A 16,742-nucleotide genomic window follows, 5' to 3' on the forward strand; every position below is an offset into this window, starting at 1 on the left:
TTCTGCTTTTCTCAGTGATGCCTGTGTCCTCTGTGGCGAATTGATTTAATGTCTAAAATGACGAATGCCGGTGACGACCATGGCCAGGCCACGTTCATCCGCTGCAGCAATCACTTCTTCATCGCGCATGCTGCCACCCGGGTGAATCACGCAGCTGGCACCTGCATCAGCCAGTACGTCTACGCCATCTCTAAACGGGAAGAAGGCATCTGAAGCTACCACCGAATTTTGCAGGCTTAAACCGGCATTTTGCGCCTTGATTGCTGCAATTTTGGTGCTATCTACGCGGCTCATCTGGCCCGCGCCTACGCCCAAGGTCATGCCATTGCCGCAGAACACGATGGCATTGGATTTCACGTATTTCGCCACATTCCAGGCGAACAGCAGATCCTGCAATTGCTCAGGGCTTGGTTGCAACTTGGTGACGACTTTAATATCCGGAAGTTGCAGCTCATGGTTATCTGCCGACTGCAACAGAATGCCTGAACCTACGCGCTTAGAATCTACGGCATTACGCCCTTGCTCCCAAGCGTTGTTACCACCTTTTGGCAATGCTATTTTCAGCACTCGCACATTGGCTTTGGCGCTGAAAATAGCCAGTGCTTCTGGCGTGTATTCAGGTGCAATCAGTACTTCAACAAACTGCTTGCTCACCACCTCGGCAGCTGCACCATCCAATACGGTATTGAAAGCAATAATGCCGCCAAATGCTGAAGTCGGATCAGTTTTAAACGCTTTGCCGTATGCTTCAAATGCATTGGCACCTAGTGCCACGCCACATGGGTTCGCATGTTTCACAATCACGCAGGCTGGAGTACTGAATGATTTCACGGCTTCCCAGGCGGCATCTGCATCAGCGATGTTGTTATAACTTAATTCTTTGCCCTGTAATTGCTGGGCGGTGGCTAGGCTGCCAGGAGCAGGGTAGAGGTCTCTGTAAAACGCGGCTTGCTGATGGCTGTTTTCACCATAGCGCAAGTCCTGCACTTTGATGAAGTTGCTATTCATCTGGCCTGGGAACTGGCTTAACACTGGTTTGCCGGCAGATTCTGTTTCAGCAAAATCAATCGCAGACAGATAGTTGCTGATTGCAGCATCGTATTGGGCAATACGGTTAAAAGCAGAGACGGATAATTTAAAGCGAGTCGCTTTTGAAACTGAACCGTTGTTAGCTCTGAGTTCGGCTGTGACTTCCGCATATTGTGCAGCATCAGTCAGCACTGCTACGTCGTTCCAGTTTTTGGCTGCTGAGCGCACCATGGCCGGACCGCCAATATCGATATTCTCAATCGCATCTTCCAGCGTACAGTTTGGCTTGGCAACCGTGGCTTCAAAAGGATACAGGTTAACCACCAGCAGATCGATGTTCTCGATGCCATATTCTTGCATGGCGGCCACATGTTCCGGCAAATCGCGACGTCCCAGCAAACCGCCATGCACTTTCGGATGCAACGTTTTCACACGGCCATCCAGCATTTCCGGAAAGCCGGTGAAGTCGCTGACCTCTTTGACCGGAATCTGGTTGTCACGGAAAAGTTTGGCGGTGCCGCCGGTTGAAAGTAGTTCTACACCCAGTTGGTGCAGTGATTGTGCCAGTTCGAGCACACCGGTTTTATCGGAGACACTGATAAGCGCGCGTTTAATTGTCATGGTATTTAATGTGAGAGGTTGCTTGATTATAAAATTTGGTTGGCTTAACAGTTAAGCCGGGAAGGGAGTTTTCACTCAAGGCCGTAGGCAGCCATTTTTTTTCTTAGGGTGTTGCGGTTGATGTCCAGCATATCAGCGGCTTTGCTTTGATTGCCGCCTACCTTGTTCAACACATATTCCAGCATGGGTTTTTCGACACAGCCCAATACCATGTTGTAAATGGCATGAGGCGGTTGGCCATCAAGGTGGGTGAAATATTCATCGAGGGACTCGCGTACGGCGAGGCTTAATTTACTATCGGTTTGCATTATGCTGCCAGCTCCTGGTCGCTTTCTTGTTCGTTGTCTTCTGCATATACCAGCCTGTCATTTTTGGCTCTAAGTTCAGCGAAAAAGTCATTGATGGCGTTAAGTTGCAAATCAATGGTTTGCAGGGTATTCATGTTATGGCGAAAAGCGGCGGAACCTGCCAGGCCTTTGGTGTACCAGGAGATATGCTTGCGGGCGACCCGCATGCCGGTTAACTCACCATAAAAAACATATAAATCATTCAGGTGTTCTAGCATGACGCTGTGGATTTCATCCACGGTAGGCGGCAGCATATGTTCACCGGTATTCAGGAAATGCTCTGTCTCTCGGAAAATCCATGGGCGGCCCTGGGCAGCACGGCCAATCATCACGGCATCGGCTTTGGTGTAATCCAAAACAAATTTGGCTTTTTCAGGCGTGGTGATATCGCCATTGGCGATCAGCGGAATATTGATGGCCTGTTTGACGGCGGCAATGGTGTCGTACTCAGCATCACCATGGTAAAGGTCGTTGCGGGTGCGGCCATGAATTGTCAGGGCCTGCACGCCAATATCTTCTGCCATTCTGGCAATCATGATGGCGTTTTTATTTTGCCTGTCCCAGCCGGTACGGATTTTAAGCGTCACTGGTACATCGACGGCATTGACTACCGCTTTGAGGATTTGCGATACCAGCGGTTCGTCTCTGAGCAGGGCAGAGCCCGCCATCACGTTACAGATTTTCTTGGCCGGGCAGCCCATGTTGATATCAATAATCTGTGCACCATTATCGACGTTGTGTTTGGCAGCTTCTGCCATCATCGCTGGTTCGGCACCGGCAATTTGCACCGAGATCGGGCTGACTTCGCCTTCATGATTGGCCCGGCGTTTGGTTTTTTCACTGCCGTATAGTAAAGAATTGGAAGTGACCATTTCAGACACGGCCAATCCTGCGCCCATTTTTTTGCATAACATGCGGAATGGACGGTCGGTGACGCCAGCCATAGGCGCGACAACCAGGTTATTCTTTAAGAGGTGGGATCCGATTTGCATGAGAATCAGTAGGCTCTGATAAGTCAGTGAAAAGACTGACTATTTTAACTGCAAATCGGAAGCGATGGAATTGTTTAAGGCTATTTTTGCTTATTTTTTACGCAGTTTGATATGTGTTTCTATCAGTTTCATGGCTGTATCGCGAAATAAAGTGCCTTCGGTATCTTTCACCCACATATGTAATAAGCCTGAGAAAAATAGATGGGTATCCAAAGCCAGTTCAGCTGCTGTCAGTTGCGTGCTGACTTGGCCGAGCTCTTGGGCTTTGGCATAAGCTTGCTCCATTTTGTGGATAAGGCCGCTACAATTGCTTAGAATGGACTTGAGAACATCGGCGAATTCGTCGACATATTCGCACTTGGCCATCATGACTTCATAGGTTTCGCGCATGGTCTGGTCTTCTTCAAGCATTTGAACGGTGTTTTCAAGATGTTTGCGAATACGGCCAAGTGGGTCGGGATTGCGTTCATCAGCATTCCCTAATAAGGTATCGTCCATGCGGTCAATCAAGGGCAGATAGACGGCTTCTCGCATGGCGTAAAATAATTCTGCCTTGTTTTGAAAGTGCCAGTAGACAGCACCACGGGTGACGCCAGCATGGGAGGCAATATGCTCAAGGCTGGTGCGGCTGACGCCTTTAAGCAAAAACGTTTCGCGCGCAGCATCAATAATCCGTTGACGGGTAATCGCGGCGTCTTCCTTGGTTTTACGTACCATAAGTTTTTATCGCTCTTTCACTTTAATCATTAAAGTTTCTTAAATGTACTGTATTTTACCGACTAGGGGTCGGCTGACTTTTAGCAAAATTTTTACAAAAGCCATTTACATACATTCGTGTTTGTATATAATATACATCCAAGAATGTATGTAATCAAGTTTATTTTGAAAATTATTAAGGGATAACATGTTGATTTCACAGAGTATCCAACCTCATCGTGCGTTTGTTTTACTGGCTTTGGGCGTTGTATTAAGTGCTTGCGGAAAATCTTCCAACCAACAGGCACCAGCTGCCGGCGCCATGCAAGCCATGCCGGTGACAGTGCAATCGGTGACTACAGAAACGGTTCCGATCCAGACTGAAGTAGTGGCACAAACCGAAGGCGCCAAGGAAATTGAGGTGCGTCCTCGCGTGGGCGGCATTATATTGAAGCGTCTGTACCAGGAAGGTCAGTCAGTCAAGGCTGGCCAGGATATGTTCCTGATCGACCCGATGCCGTTCCAGTTACAAGTCGACCAGGCTAAAGCCATGATTGCCCAGCAAAAAGCCAGGATTGAACAAACGGCACGTGAAGCGCAACGCCTGAAAGGCTTGCTGGAGACAAAATCCATCAGCCAGCGTGAGTTCGATAATGCCACTTCAGATAATTCAGTCGCCACTGCCACCATGATGCAGTATCAGGCACAACTGCGTGAAGCTGAACTGAATCTGTCTTATACCCATGTGAAAGCACCGGAAAACGGTATCGCTGGTCGCTTTGTACTTTCTGAAGGTGCGCTGGCAAGTGCTAATACCACTTTGTTAAGCACTATCGTGCAAGTGTCGCCAATCTGGGTGCGCTTCAGTTTGTCAGAATCTGATCTGCTGAGCCTGGGCGGGCATTTGCGTCCGGGTAAGGTGCAAGATGTGCGCTTGATCCTTGGTGACAACACGGAATATCCACTATCAGGAAAAATTAACTTCTCAGCCAGCCAGATTGACCCGGCGCTTGGCACCCAGCAATTGCGTGCAGAATTCCAGAACCCTGACAGCACTTTATTGCCAGGCCAGTTTGTGCGTGTACGTTTGACCACGGGTAAACGTGATGGCGTATTCCTGATTCCGCAGACTGCTGTATTAACTGGTCAGCAAGGCAAGTTTGTGTTTGTGGTTGAAAAAGATAAAGAAGGCAAAACCGCCGCTGCAGTGCGACCAATTACGGTGGGTGGCTGGTTCGGTGAGCGCTGGAGTGTATTGAGCGGCTTGAAGGCTGGCGATCAGGTGATTCTCGATAACCTGATTAAAGTGCGCCCAGGTGCACCAGTGGCACCGCATGCGCCAGAAGCTGCGCCTGCACCAGGCCAGGAAAAACCGGCAGCGCCAGAGAAACACTAAGTATTTAAGTTTTTACTTACGTTTTTTGTACCAAATATCATGTTATTTACGACCTGAGTACAAAGTATTCAGGTCGATTTCAGGAAAAACGATATGACCCGATTTTTTATCACACGCCCGATCTTTGCCAGCGTGCTGTCTATCATCATCGTGTTGGCAGGGTTGGCAGCGGCGTTTAAATTGCCGATTGCGCAATACCCGCAAATTGCGCCGCCAACCGTGCTGATTACCGCCAGCTATCCTGGCGCAAGTGCCGAGACACTGTCTAAAACAGTGGCGGCACCGATAGAGGAGCAGCTGAGCGGCGTAGAAAACCTGCTTTACTTCAACTCAAGCTCTGACAGTAGCGGTACTTTGACCATTACTGCCACATTTGATATCGGTACCGATGTAGACCAGGCAACCTTCAACGTCAGTAACCGCGTGAACATTGCCTTGCCTCGCCTGCCTGAAGATGTGCGTCGTACCGGTGTGGTTGTGCAAAAACGGTCTAACGACATTTTGCTGGTGGTGATGCTGATCTCCAGTAAAAAAGAGCATGACCGTTTGTTCCTGAGTAACTACGCCACGCTGAATGTGCTGGATGAGTTCAAACGTATTAAAGGTGTGGGTGACGTTACCATTTTTGGTGGCCAGGATTACTCAATGCGTATCTGGTTGCGTCCTGACCGCATGGCGCAGCTAGGCGTTTCTACCAGTGATATTCAAGCCGCGATTAACGCACAAAATGCACAGTATGCTGCGGGTAAGATTGGTGCTGAACCAGCAATCTCCAGCCAGCAATTGTCATTTACAGTGACCGCCAAAGGGCGTTTAATCGAGCCGGAAGAATTCGGTAACATTATTATCCGCGCGCAAGGCCCGAATGGTGTGTTGCGTCTGAAAGATGTCGCACGTATTGAGTTAGGTGCGCAAACCTATAACGTGGCTTCTGCATTGAACGGTCAGCCTGGTGTGGCATTACCCATCTTCTTGCAAAGTGGCGCCAATGCGCTGGAAACTGCCGAAGCGATCAAGGCCAAAGTCAATGAGTTGAAGGCCAAGTTCCCTGAGGGCATGGATTACAACATTCCTTACGATACCAGTGACTTCGTAAAAGCGACCATTGAAGAGGTGTTCCACACTTTTGGTGAAGCGCTTATTTTGGTAGTGCTGGTGGTATTCCTGTTCCTGCAAAGCTGGCGCGCGACGTTGATCCCGATGATTGCGGTGCCGATTTCGATTGTCGGTACGTTTGCCGGGTTATACCTGTTCGGGTTCTCCATCAATCTGCTCACCATGTTTGCCATGATTCTGGCGATCGGTATTGTGGTGGATGACGCGATTGTGGTGCTGGAAAACACCGAACGGTTGATGAAAGAGGAAAACCTCAATCCGTTGCAGGCAGCGATAAAGTCGATTGCCCAGGTGCAGGCTGCGGTGGTGGCGATTGTGCTGGTGCTGTGTGCTGTGTTCGTGCCGGTGGCTTTCCAGGGCGGTATCGCCGGTGAGCTGTATCGCCAGTTTGCGGTGACGGTGGCGATTTCTGTGGTGATTTCGGGGGTGGTGGCGTTGACGCTGACCCCAGCCCTTTGCGCCATGATCCTGAAAAACAGCCATCATGAGAACGGTTTCTTCAGGACGTTTAACAGAGGTTTTGGCCGTTTAACCAGTTGGTATACCGGCACAGTGAACCTTACCCTGCATCACAAGGTAATCGGTGCTATCGTGTTTGGTGGGATGGTGATCGTCATGATATTCCTGTTCCGTGCAGTACCGGGCGGCTTTGTGCCACCTGAGGATCAGGGTTATGTGATCAGTATCGTGGTGATGCCGGATGGTGCGACTTTAAAACGTACTTCGCAGACCACGGAAAATATCCGTGCTGCCGTAGCCAAAGATCCTGCGACTGCGCATGAGTTTGCTGTGAACGGTTTTGAGCTCCTGACCGGTGCGAATAAAACCAATGCGGCAACCATGTTTGTGCGTATGACAGACTGGGATGCGCGTACTACCAATGCTGACCAGATGGTAGGCAAGCTGATTGGCATAGGCATGAGCCAGCCGGACGGCATGGGCTTTGCGGTGAACCCGCCAGCAATTCGTGGCCTGGGTTCTGCAGGTGGTTTTGAAGTATATGTACAAGCCCATGGCGATACTGATGCCATCAAGCTTTCGCAAGTCATGAATAACTTTATGGATGCGATGCGAGCTAATCCACAATTGACCGGTATTAACAGTTTCTTCCGGCCGACTGTTCCTCAATTGTTTATTGAGGTGGATGAAGCCAAGGCGCTCTCACAAAATGTGAAAATTGCGGATATTTACGCTACCTTGCAAAGTACCATGGGTTCGCTATATGTTAACGACTTTAACCGTAGTGGCCGTACTTACCGTGTGCAGTTGCAAGCTGAAGCTGAATACCGCATGAAGCCTGAGGATTTGGGCAAGGTGTATGTACGTAGCCAGCCAACGGAAGACAGCCCAAACGGCAATATGGTCCCTATGTCTGCGTTGGCTAAAGTCAGCAATATCGTCGGTGCTGAACAACTTGAGCGTTATAACGGACTGCTGTCTGCCAAAGTATTCGGTAGCGGTGCTCCTGGTGTGAGCTCGGGCGATGCGATTAAACTGGTAGAAAAAATTGCCAGGGAAAACTTGCCGGATGGTTACCAAATTGCCTGGACTGGCCAAGCTTACCAGGAGAACCGTACCGGTTCTGCGGCGCTGGTTGCGTTCGGCTTTGCGACCATTATGGTGTTCCTGATCCTGGCGGCACAGTTTGAAACGTGGGCCTTGCCATTAGCTGTGATCATGGCGATTCCGTTTGCGATGACAGGTGCGCTGATTGCAGTGCTGACACGCGGCATGAATAACGACATCTACTTCCAGATCGGCTTGATTACCCTGATCGGGCTGGCGGCAAAAAATGCGATCCTGATTGTGGAATTCGCCTCGCAGAAAATGGAAGAAGGCATGCCGTTGGCTGAAGCCGCACTGGAAGCTGCCCGTTTACGTTTCAGACCGATTGTGATGACTTCCATGGCATTTATGTTAGGTATCCTGCCACTGGTGTTCGCGACCGGTGCGGGTGCGGCAGCGCGTCAGTCTATGGGTACCGGCGTGTTTGGCGGTATGTTGCTGGCGACCTTTATTGCCACCATCTTTATCCCGTTGTTCTTTACCTGGTTGACCAATGAGAAAAAAGTGCGTCACCACGGTCATATTGAAGAAGAGGAATCGGTATGAAACCGACAATGAAATTGAGTTTAAAACCATTGCAACAGTCTCTGCTGTTAGGGTTGGTCACCATGTCAATGGCTGGTTGCCAGGTGATTGGACCATTTTATTCACGGCCAGAGCCAGTAGTGCCTGCGCAATATACCAGCGGTGAAGCTGGCCAATTGACTCAGGAGCAGCAACTGGCCTTGCAACAATGGTGGACATTGTTTAATGACAGCAAGCTGAACCAGTTGGTGGATACCGCGCTGGCAAAAAACAATAACCTGCAATCCGCTGTTGCGCGTATTGAAGAAGCCGATGCGTTTGCGCGTGAAAGTGGCGCCAGCTTGTTGCCTACCGTGACTGCGACAGGTTCAGGGATACGTAACCGGGTGACCGAATCGGGTATTTTCCCGGTGTTTGGCGATAATCCGCGTAAAACCTACAAAGTAGGTTTGAACGGTAGTTATGAGCTGGATTTCTGGGGCAAGCTACGCCGCGCCAATGAAGCTGCACGCGCGCAATTACTGGCAACCCGCTACGCAAAAGAGGCGGTTACCTGGTCTCTTTCCAGCCTGGTGACCAATAACTACCTGATGATACGCAGCATAGACGCGCAGTTACGCGTGAATGAGCAGAACCTGAAAACGGCGCAAGACAGTTTTGATCTGGCAAACCGCCGCGTTGAAGGTGGCGTGGCTACCATTCTGGATGCCCATCAGGCAGAGCTGGTAGTGACCACGTTACGGACGCAGGCATTGGAACTGAAAAGGCAGCGGGCTTTAAGCGAGCATCAGCTAGGCTTATTAACCACTGATCTAGGGTTGAAGATTCCGGCAGGTGACTTGATGGCCATGCCACAACCACTCACGCCGCCAACCGGCCTGCCTTCCGCATTGATGGAAGCCCGTCCGGATGTACGCCAGGCGGAGCAAGCCATGATTGCCGCGAATGCGAATATTGGGGTTGCACGCGCAGCGTTCTACCCAAGTATCTCGCTGACGGGTACGTACGGCGCGGAAAGTATTGCGCTGAACAACCTGCTGAAATCCCCGGCCCGTGTCTGGTCATTGGGCCTGGATATCAATCTGCCTATCTTCAATGGCGGGCGTCTGAAAGCCCGTGAAGAGCAGGCCACAGCGCAGCAAAAACAAACCCTGGCAAGTTACCAGAATACCTTGCAGACTGCATTTACCGAAGTAAGCGATGCGCTGTCGAACACCAGCCAGTATCGTGAGCAGGAGGCGCTTGCGCAATCCAAGGAAAAAACCACAGCTAATATCCTGACAGTGGCGCAAAACCGTTATCAAGCTGGTTACACCAGTTATCTGGAAGTGCTGGATGCACAACGTAACCATAATGAAGCCACGCAAGCCATGGTGCAAAGTCGTCAAAATACGTTGATTGCCACAGTCGATTTATTCAAGGCATTAGGTGGTGGCTGGAAACCAGAAAGCGTAAAGCAGGAAGAGTATTACAAAAAGTAATTGATCACTTTTGTTTGCCTGTAAAACCGGGATAGCGGGAAATCGCTACCCGGTTTTTTGTTTGCTGCTTTGCAAAAGCGTGTAGCCCACTTAAGATGGCGCCATGCATTCGCCATCCACCACTTTACCATCCGTCAACTCACCATCAATGGCACGCATTGCCTTTGCCAGTTTTATTGGCACGGCCATAGAGTTTTATGATTTTTATATCTATGCGATGGCGGCAGCCCTAGTGATCGGGGAAGTGTTTTTTCCTGCCAGTGCTCCGGCCATACAATCTTTAAATGCTTTGCTAACTTTCGGCCTGGCATTTATCGCGCGTCCCTTGGGCGCATTATTGTTCGGGCATTTTGGCGACAGAATCGGGCGTAAATCTACACTGGCAGCGTCGTTGCTGGTGATGGGCGCTTCCACTTTTTTAATAGGTTTATTACCCGGTTACGACACATTGGGCGTATGGGCGCCGGTGTTACTTTGCTTGTTGCGTTTTGGCCAGGGGCTAGGCTTGGGCGGCGAATGGGCCGGTGCTGCATTGCTGGCAACGGAATATGCACCGGAAGGTAAGCGTGGCTGGTATGGCATGTTTCCACAGTTAGGGCCTTCAATCGGATTTTTACTGGCAACACTGACGTTTCTGGGTTTAAGTCTGGGCCTGACAGAAGCCCAGTTTGTAGTTTGGGGTTGGCGGGTGCCATTTATCATTAGTGCAGCGCTGGTGATGGTAGGGTTGTATGTCAGATTCAAATTGGCAGAAACACCAGCCTTTGCACAAGCCAAGTCAGAACAGCATATTCATCGCTGGCCACTTAAAACATTGATCTTGCAACACGGCAAGGCGATTGTGCTGGGAGCTCTGGCAATGGGAGTGTTCTATCACCTGTTTTACACGGCCACTGTTTTTTGTTTGAGCTATGGCACGCAGGCATTGCATATTGCACGCCCCGTATTCCTTGGCATGTTATGCATCGCAGTGATTGGCATGGCAGTGGCGACACCCCTTGCCGCTTGGTGGGCCGATCGTGTCGGCAGGCGCCCGGTATTGATGAGTGGCCAGTTGATGGCGCTAGGATTAGGCTTCACGCTAGCGCCCACTTTCGCAAGTGGCAATCTGGTATTGATCGTGTTGTTTCTTTTTTTAGCACTATTTTTAATGGGCGTGACATTCGCCCCTATGGGCGCATTCCTGCCCGAGCAATTTCCCGTGGCCGTTCGCTACAGCGGCGCCGGTTTGGCTTACCAGCTGGGCGGTATTCTTGGCGCTTCATTTGCGCCAGCAGTGGCCCAGTTTTTAGTACAGCAGGGTGGATTACCGTGGGTAGGGTTTTATATGTCCGTTATGGCAGCCATCAGCATACTGGCTGTATGGCAAATGAAACCCATACGATTTACCCGGCATGACTGAACGTATTCAGCAGGTATAATGCACTTTTTAAATCACAGCCCTATTTGAGTATGTTCATCCACCCCGGATTTAACCCTATCGCGTTGCAAATCGGCAGTTTTGGTATCCATTGGTATGGTCTCATGTACCTGGTGGGCTTTTTTGGTGGACTTTGGCTGGGGCAATACCAGGTTAAACGCCTGAAAAAGATTGACCCTAATTCTCCCTGGCAGCACAAAGATCCTGACGATATGTTGTTTTATATCGCGCTGGGTGTCGTGCTAGGTGGCCGCTTAGGCTATGTGCTGTTTTATCAGCCACTGTATTTCCTGCAACACCCACTTGAGATATTCGCCCTGTGGCAAGGCGGCATGTCTTTCCATGGTGGTTTTATTGGCGTGATGGTGGCAATGGCATTATTCGCGCGCAAGCGTGGTGTGATCTGGCTGCAATTAATGGATTTTGTCGCACCACTGGTACCGATTGGCTTAGGTGCTGGCCGTTTGGGTAACTTTATCAATGGTGAGCTTTGGGGAAGACCCACACAATCAGATTGGGGTATGGTGTTCCCGCAAGTGGATACACTTGCGCGTCATCCTTCACAACTTTATGAGTTTGCACTGGAGGGCGTAGCGATGTTCTTGATCCTGTGGGTGTTTGCCGGCAAAAAACGTCCCATAGGTGCGGTATCAGCGGTGTTTTTGCTAAGCTATGGCTGCTTCCGCTTCCTTGTCGAATTCACGCGTGAGCCGGATAGCTTCTTGGGTTTGTTGTCACTAGGATTAAGCATGGGTCAATGGCTATGCATCCCCATGATTCTGGTTGGCCTGGCCATGTTGCGCTGGGCTTATCGCAAGCCTTGATGTTTTGAGTCTGGCCTCGTCGCCAGCTCAAGCGCACTCAACCAGTTGATGGCATACGTACGCGCTTGCTGCGCATCGCCACACATTTCAACATCAGGTTGTAGACCTCCACAAAAAGCCGGGCGTTCCGGCTTGCCAAATAATTTGCAGCGGAAATCTTCATCCAGTTGAATGCAGGGGGTGCCGGCTGGTTTGCCATTCGGCATGCCAGGAATCGGGCTGTGGATAGAAGGTGCTATGCAACATGCGCCACATTGAGGACGGCAGTTCATTTTGCTACACATCCACCCAAGGGTATCCCAGCGCGGAAACACCCGCCTTGAGGTCAAGCATGGCCTGTTTAACTAGCAAGCTTTCACCTTTCATGCCTACTTCGGTAGTCCTTCGTTGATTGGTGCGTGGCAAGCTGAATAGCTTGAGCGCGGGATACTGCGCCAGCATGTGATTCATCAAATCGATCAAATCACTTTCACCAGCCTCAGTCACAACAATTGCCTGTTCCAGATGATCCAGCGTATGGAATAAATGTCTGTAGTAAGTCTCGAGCACCCACTCAACCATCGGGTGGGCCATTTCAGGAAAGCCCGGCACAAAATAATGCTGGTTGATGCTGAATCCGGCCACTTGATTAATTGGGTTGGGAATGAGTTCGCACCCTTGAGGGAAGTCAGCCATTAAGACCCGTTTAGGATAAGCACTTGCACCATAACGCTCCTCAATGTTGGCAACAGCGCCTGGGTGCCGCTCAATCATCACGCCGGCTGCTTCCGCGGCACATTGCCGGGTATGGTCATCCGGCGTAGCGCCTATGCCGCCAAAACTGAATACGATATCGCCGCGCGCCATGCTGGCTTTTAAATGACTGGTAATTTGCTCGGGAATATCCGCGATAAAGTAAGCCCAGCTTAATGGCAACCCGCGTGCTGAAAGTAGTGCAATGACCTTACTGAGATGCGCGTCCTGCCGCTTACCTGACAATATTTCATCGCCAATAATATAGATTCCAAAGGACGGCATAATCGGCAAAGTTGTGAGTTTGAAAGTGATTATTATACCGTTGACTGTGTTTGGACATCACTGATGATTATGGTGATAGGTAATATCCAGGATATTGTGAAGGAATAGAAAATGGCGATGACTTTTCAGTCACCGCCATTTTGGTGTAAAGCTAAAAGTTAAATGCTAGGCTTTTCGCAATGCACGTGATAGGAAGATCAGGAATACCGCACCGATAGTAGCTACGATAATACTGCCAATCAAGCCGCCGCTAGCACTCAAACCCAATAAACCAAATAGCCAGCTACCCACAACTGCACCGGCAATACCCAGGATCAAATCCCAGATCAAACCATAGCCGTCACCTTTCATGATTAAACCAGCCAACCAACCTGCAATAATGCCAACCACGATAGTCCAAATCATAACCGCTCCCTAATTGTTGTTATCAAACGTTGTCAAGAAATGCCATAGTAATCTGTGTAGGCTTTGCAATCTGTCAGAATTTGTAGGAAAAACCTGTCAGAAAAGACTGATAGCGTTTTTACCTTCTTCCAGATTACCTTTTAATGCTTGTTCTAAAACGGCTGTTGTTATGAACATGTACTGAACAGATTATTTTTTCAGGCCCACCACTACAATCGCGGCACCGGCAACAATCAGAATAATGCTCAGCACTTGTGGAATTTCTACATCTTTAGTGACATCAGCGCTGGCTTCCAGGGAACCAATTTTGGCGACAGTCTCTTTGCTTTCATAGCTAAAACCTTTGTAAAACAAGCCTGCTGCGCCCAGCGCAATCAAGATAATGCCGATAACAAGAGATGATTTCATGTGATATGCCCCTATTTTTAGTTAAATGAAGCATTACCTTAACATATGCATAATGCCTAATGTGCACTTTCCCAATTGCAACCGATGCCAACCTCTGCCAGCAGTGGAACATCCAGCGTGGCGACACTTTGCATGAGTAACGGTAATTGCTGTTTGACCAGCTCGAGTTCGGTATCCGGTACTTCCAGCACCAGCTCATCGTGTACCTGCATAATCAGTTTGGTTTGCAGTTTTTCTTCGAACAGCCATTTATCCACCGCAATCATCGCCAGTTTGATCAGGTCAGCGGCCGTGCCTTGCATAGGCGCGTTAATCGCCGCGCGTTCAGCACCGGCACGACGGTTACCATTGGCACTGTTGATTTCAGGTACCCATAATCTGCGGCCAAAAATAGTTTCAACATAACCTTGCTGTTTGGCCAGTTCACGTGTTTCGCTCATGTACTGACGCACGCCCGGATAACGGGCAAAGTAGCGCTCAATATAGCTTTGTGCCGCGCTACGCTCGATATTAAGGTTTTGCGCGAGTCCGAATGCGCTCATGCCATAAATCAGGCCGAAATTAATCACTTTGGCATAACGGCGTTGTTCGTTATCCACTGCTTCTTTGGCTACGCCAAAAATTTCTGCTGCAGTTGCACGATGAATATCTTCGTTGTTGGCAAAGGCGCTCAACATACCGGCATCCCGTGAAAGGTGGGCCATGATACGCAGCTCAATTTGCGAATAGTCAGCCGACACGATATGGCTGCCGGTTGATGCGATAAACGCTTCACGGATGCGGCGGCCTTCGGCAGTGCGTACCGGAATGTTCTGCAAATTAGGATCACTACTTGCCAGGCGGCCGGTGATTGCTACTGCCTGGTTGTAGTTGGTGTGCACGCGCCCGGTTTGAGGATTGATCATTTTGGGCAATTTGTCGGTATAGGTGGACTTAAGTTTTGCCAGGCCGCGGTATTCCAGAAGCACTTTAGGCAAGGGGTAATCCAGCGCCAGTTCCTGCAATACATCCTCATCGGTGGAAGGCACGCCGGAAGGTGTTTTTTTCAAGGGCTTGATGCCTAATTTGCCAAACAGGATTTCCTGTAACTGTTTGGGGCTGCCCAGGTTGAACGGTTGTCCTGCCAGTTCGTAAGCTTGTTTTTCCAGTTCCATCAATCGCAGGCCGATTTCATTGCTTTGGCGGTTCAGCATATGGCTGTCGATCAATACGCCGTGGCGCTCCATGCGTTGCAAGGCCAGCATGCTCGGCATTTCTATCTGTGTATAGATAAAGTCCAGTTTTGTGGACTCTGCCACTTGCGGGTAAAGCGCACGGTGCAGTTGCAGCGTGATATCAGCATCTTCTGCTGAATACTCGGTGGCTTGTTCAACCGTCACCTGGTTAAAGCTCACTTGCTTGGCACCTTTGCCGGCTACCGCCTCAAACGGGATAGGTGTGATGCCCAGATGACGCTCACTCAGTTCATCCATGCCGTGGCCTTTATGGCTCTCGAATACATAGGATTGCAACAGCGTATCGTGAGCAACGCCTTGCAGCTGTATGTCGTGATTCGCCAGTACATGCATGTCGTATTTAAGATTCTGCCCGACTTTTTTAATCGCCGAACTTTCCAGAATCGGCTTCAATTTATCCAAAGTGATATTTAACGGCAGTTGGGCAGGCGCATCAAAGTAATCATGCGTTAGTGGCACATAGGCCGCTTCGCCGGGTGTGACACTGAATGACACACCGACAATTTTTGCCTGTAGCGGATCTAGCGATGTGGTTTCGGTATCAAAACATACCAGCTCTGCCTGTTGTAAACGCGCTATCCAGCTATCCAGCTCAGCCTCTGTTAAAACCACCTGGTACTGCCGGCGGGTGTCGGGCACATAATCATTTTTTGCTGCAATTGGTGCTGATGTCGGTGGCAATGTGGCAGGAGCAGCGCTGGAGGTCGAACCGTCAGCTAATTTGTCCAGCTCGCGCTTCCAGGTGCGGAATTCAAAATGGTCAAACAGGCTATGAAGTTTTTCTATATCAGGTGCCTGTTGAATCAGGTCATCAAAATGTTCGCACACGCCCACGTCACAGCGGATAGTGATTAATTCACGCGCTGTTGGTAGCCAGGGCAGGGCTTTACGCAGGTTATCGCCGACCACGCCCTTGATGTTGTCTGCATTGGCGACGATGTTGTCAAGTGAGCCATACTCTGTCAGCCATTTTACAGCGGTTTTGGGGCCTACTTTTTCAACGCCAGGCACGTTATCCGAGGTGTCCCCCACCAGAATCAGGTAATCAATAATCTTGCTTGGCGGGATGCCAAACTTGTTTTCCACGCCTGCTACATCCAGCACGTCATCCGTTTTGCGGAAGGCGTCGCGCATGGTGTTGACCACGGTAATGTGCTCATTCACCAGCTGGGTGATATCTTTATCGCCGGTAGAGATAATAGTTTTAATGCCTTCTTTTTCTGCCTGCTTTGCCAGTGCTCCGATCACGTCATCCGCTTCTACGCCATCTTCAATAATCAGCGGCCAGCCCATGGCGCGTATGGTTTCATATAAAGGCTCAATCTGCACCCGCAAATCATCCGGCATGCTGACCCTGTTGGCTTTGTATTCAGGATACAAATCATCGCGGAAAGTTTTGCCTTTGGCATCGAACACGCAGGCGCTATATTCAGAAGGGTAATCTTTATGCAGGCGGCGCAGCATATTTAATACGCCCTGGATGGCGCCTACTGGTTCGTTAGCTGAATTGCGCAAATCGGGCATGGCGTGAAAGGCACGGTAAAGATAACTGGAGCCGTCTACCAAAAGCAGGGTTTTCATTGTTGTATTCTCATGTCTTGTTCAATCTGCATGCAGTGTCGTTGATTGAATAAAGCTTGTTAAAAGGTATCAAGTAAAGGATT

The 16,742-nt window shown here is 49.8% G+C and carries 14 protein-coding genes; 5 read left to right on the forward strand and 9 right to left on the reverse strand.

Annotated features, from left to right (window positions below):
* Positions 1–45: 45 nt before the first annotated feature.
* From purH to ASG24_RS13700, 4 genes are all read right to left on the reverse strand, one after another.
* Positions 46–1,650 (reverse strand): bifunctional phosphoribosylaminoimidazolecarboxamide formyltransferase/IMP cyclohydrolase, encoded by a 1,605-nt coding sequence (gene purH, locus ASG24_RS13685; protein WP_055872207.1) that lies wholly within the window; start codon positions 1,648–1,650, stop codon positions 46–48.
* 71 nt (positions 1,651–1,721) lie between these two features.
* Positions 1,722–1,958 (reverse strand): helix-turn-helix domain-containing protein, encoded by a 237-nt coding sequence (locus ASG24_RS13690; protein ID WP_055827018.1) that lies wholly within the window; start codon positions 1,956–1,958, stop codon positions 1,722–1,724.
* Positions 1,958–2,989, reverse strand: coding sequence for a tRNA dihydrouridine synthase DusB (dusB, locus tag ASG24_RS13695; RefSeq protein WP_055872208.1), 1,032 nt, complete (start codon positions 2,987–2,989; stop codon positions 1,958–1,960). Before dusB ends, ASG24_RS13690 begins: the two co-directional genes overlap by 1 nt.
* A gap of 90 nt (positions 2,990–3,079) precedes the next feature.
* Positions 3,080–3,706 (reverse strand): TetR family transcriptional regulator, encoded by a 627-nt coding sequence (locus ASG24_RS13700; protein ID WP_055827013.1) that lies wholly within the window; start codon positions 3,704–3,706, stop codon positions 3,080–3,082.
* Positions 3,707–3,893: 187 nt separating this feature from the next.
* On the opposite strand from ASG24_RS13700, the gene ASG24_RS13705 reads away from it, so the two are divergent.
* From ASG24_RS13705 to lgt, 5 genes are all read left to right on the forward strand, one after another.
* Positions 3,894–5,081: an efflux RND transporter periplasmic adaptor subunit gene (locus ASG24_RS13705; RefSeq protein WP_055872209.1), complete on the forward strand. Its 1,188-nt coding sequence runs from the start codon at positions 3,894–3,896 to the stop codon at positions 5,079–5,081.
* A gap of 93 nt (positions 5,082–5,174) precedes the next feature.
* Positions 5,175–8,309: an efflux RND transporter permease subunit gene (locus ASG24_RS13710; RefSeq protein ID WP_055827008.1), complete on the forward strand. Its 3,135-nt coding sequence runs from the start codon at positions 5,175–5,177 to the stop codon at positions 8,307–8,309.
* A gap of 8 nt (positions 8,310–8,317) precedes the next feature.
* Positions 8,318–9,769, forward strand: coding sequence for an efflux transporter outer membrane subunit (locus ASG24_RS13715; RefSeq protein WP_055872210.1), 1,452 nt, complete (start codon positions 8,318–8,320; stop codon positions 9,767–9,769).
* Between the two features lie 103 nt (positions 9,770–9,872).
* Positions 9,873–11,171, forward strand: coding sequence for an MFS transporter (locus ASG24_RS13720; protein ID WP_055872211.1), 1,299 nt, complete (start codon positions 9,873–9,875; stop codon positions 11,169–11,171).
* Positions 11,172–11,221: 50 nt separating this feature from the next.
* A complete protein-coding gene (gene lgt, locus ASG24_RS13725; protein ID WP_055827001.1) occupies positions 11,222–12,013 on the forward strand; it encodes a prolipoprotein diacylglyceryl transferase in 792 nt (263 codons plus the stop codon).
* Here the strand turns inward: lgt and ASG24_RS13730 are convergent.
* The 5 genes from ASG24_RS13730 to polA form a co-directional block, all read right to left on the reverse strand.
* Positions 11,998–12,285 (reverse strand): YkgJ family cysteine cluster protein, encoded by a 288-nt coding sequence (locus ASG24_RS13730; RefSeq protein WP_082488124.1) that lies wholly within the window; start codon positions 12,283–12,285, stop codon positions 11,998–12,000. The two genes, lgt and ASG24_RS13730, sit on opposite strands and share 16 nt — an antisense overlap.
* 4 nt (positions 12,286–12,289) lie before the next feature.
* Entirely contained in the window at positions 12,290–13,030 is a 741-nt protein-coding gene (locus ASG24_RS13735; RefSeq protein ID WP_082488122.1) for a molybdopterin-binding protein, read from the reverse strand.
* Between the two features lie 165 nt (positions 13,031–13,195).
* Positions 13,196–13,435 (reverse strand): GlsB/YeaQ/YmgE family stress response membrane protein, encoded by a 240-nt coding sequence (locus tag ASG24_RS13740; RefSeq protein ID WP_055826995.1) that lies wholly within the window; start codon positions 13,433–13,435, stop codon positions 13,196–13,198.
* 189 nt (positions 13,436–13,624) lie between these two features.
* Complete coding sequence (locus ASG24_RS13745) at positions 13,625–13,843, reverse strand: hypothetical protein (RefSeq protein ID WP_055872214.1); 219 nt, start codon at positions 13,841–13,843, stop codon at positions 13,625–13,627.
* A gap of 56 nt (positions 13,844–13,899) precedes the next feature.
* Positions 13,900–16,659, reverse strand: coding sequence for a DNA polymerase I (gene polA / locus ASG24_RS13750; RefSeq protein WP_055872215.1), 2,760 nt, complete (start codon positions 16,657–16,659; stop codon positions 13,900–13,902).
* Positions 16,660–16,742 lie beyond the last annotated feature (83 nt).

Source organism: Methylophilus sp. Leaf414 (assembly GCF_001425425.1).
GTDB lineage: Bacteria > Pseudomonadota > Gammaproteobacteria > Burkholderiales > Methylophilaceae > Methylophilus.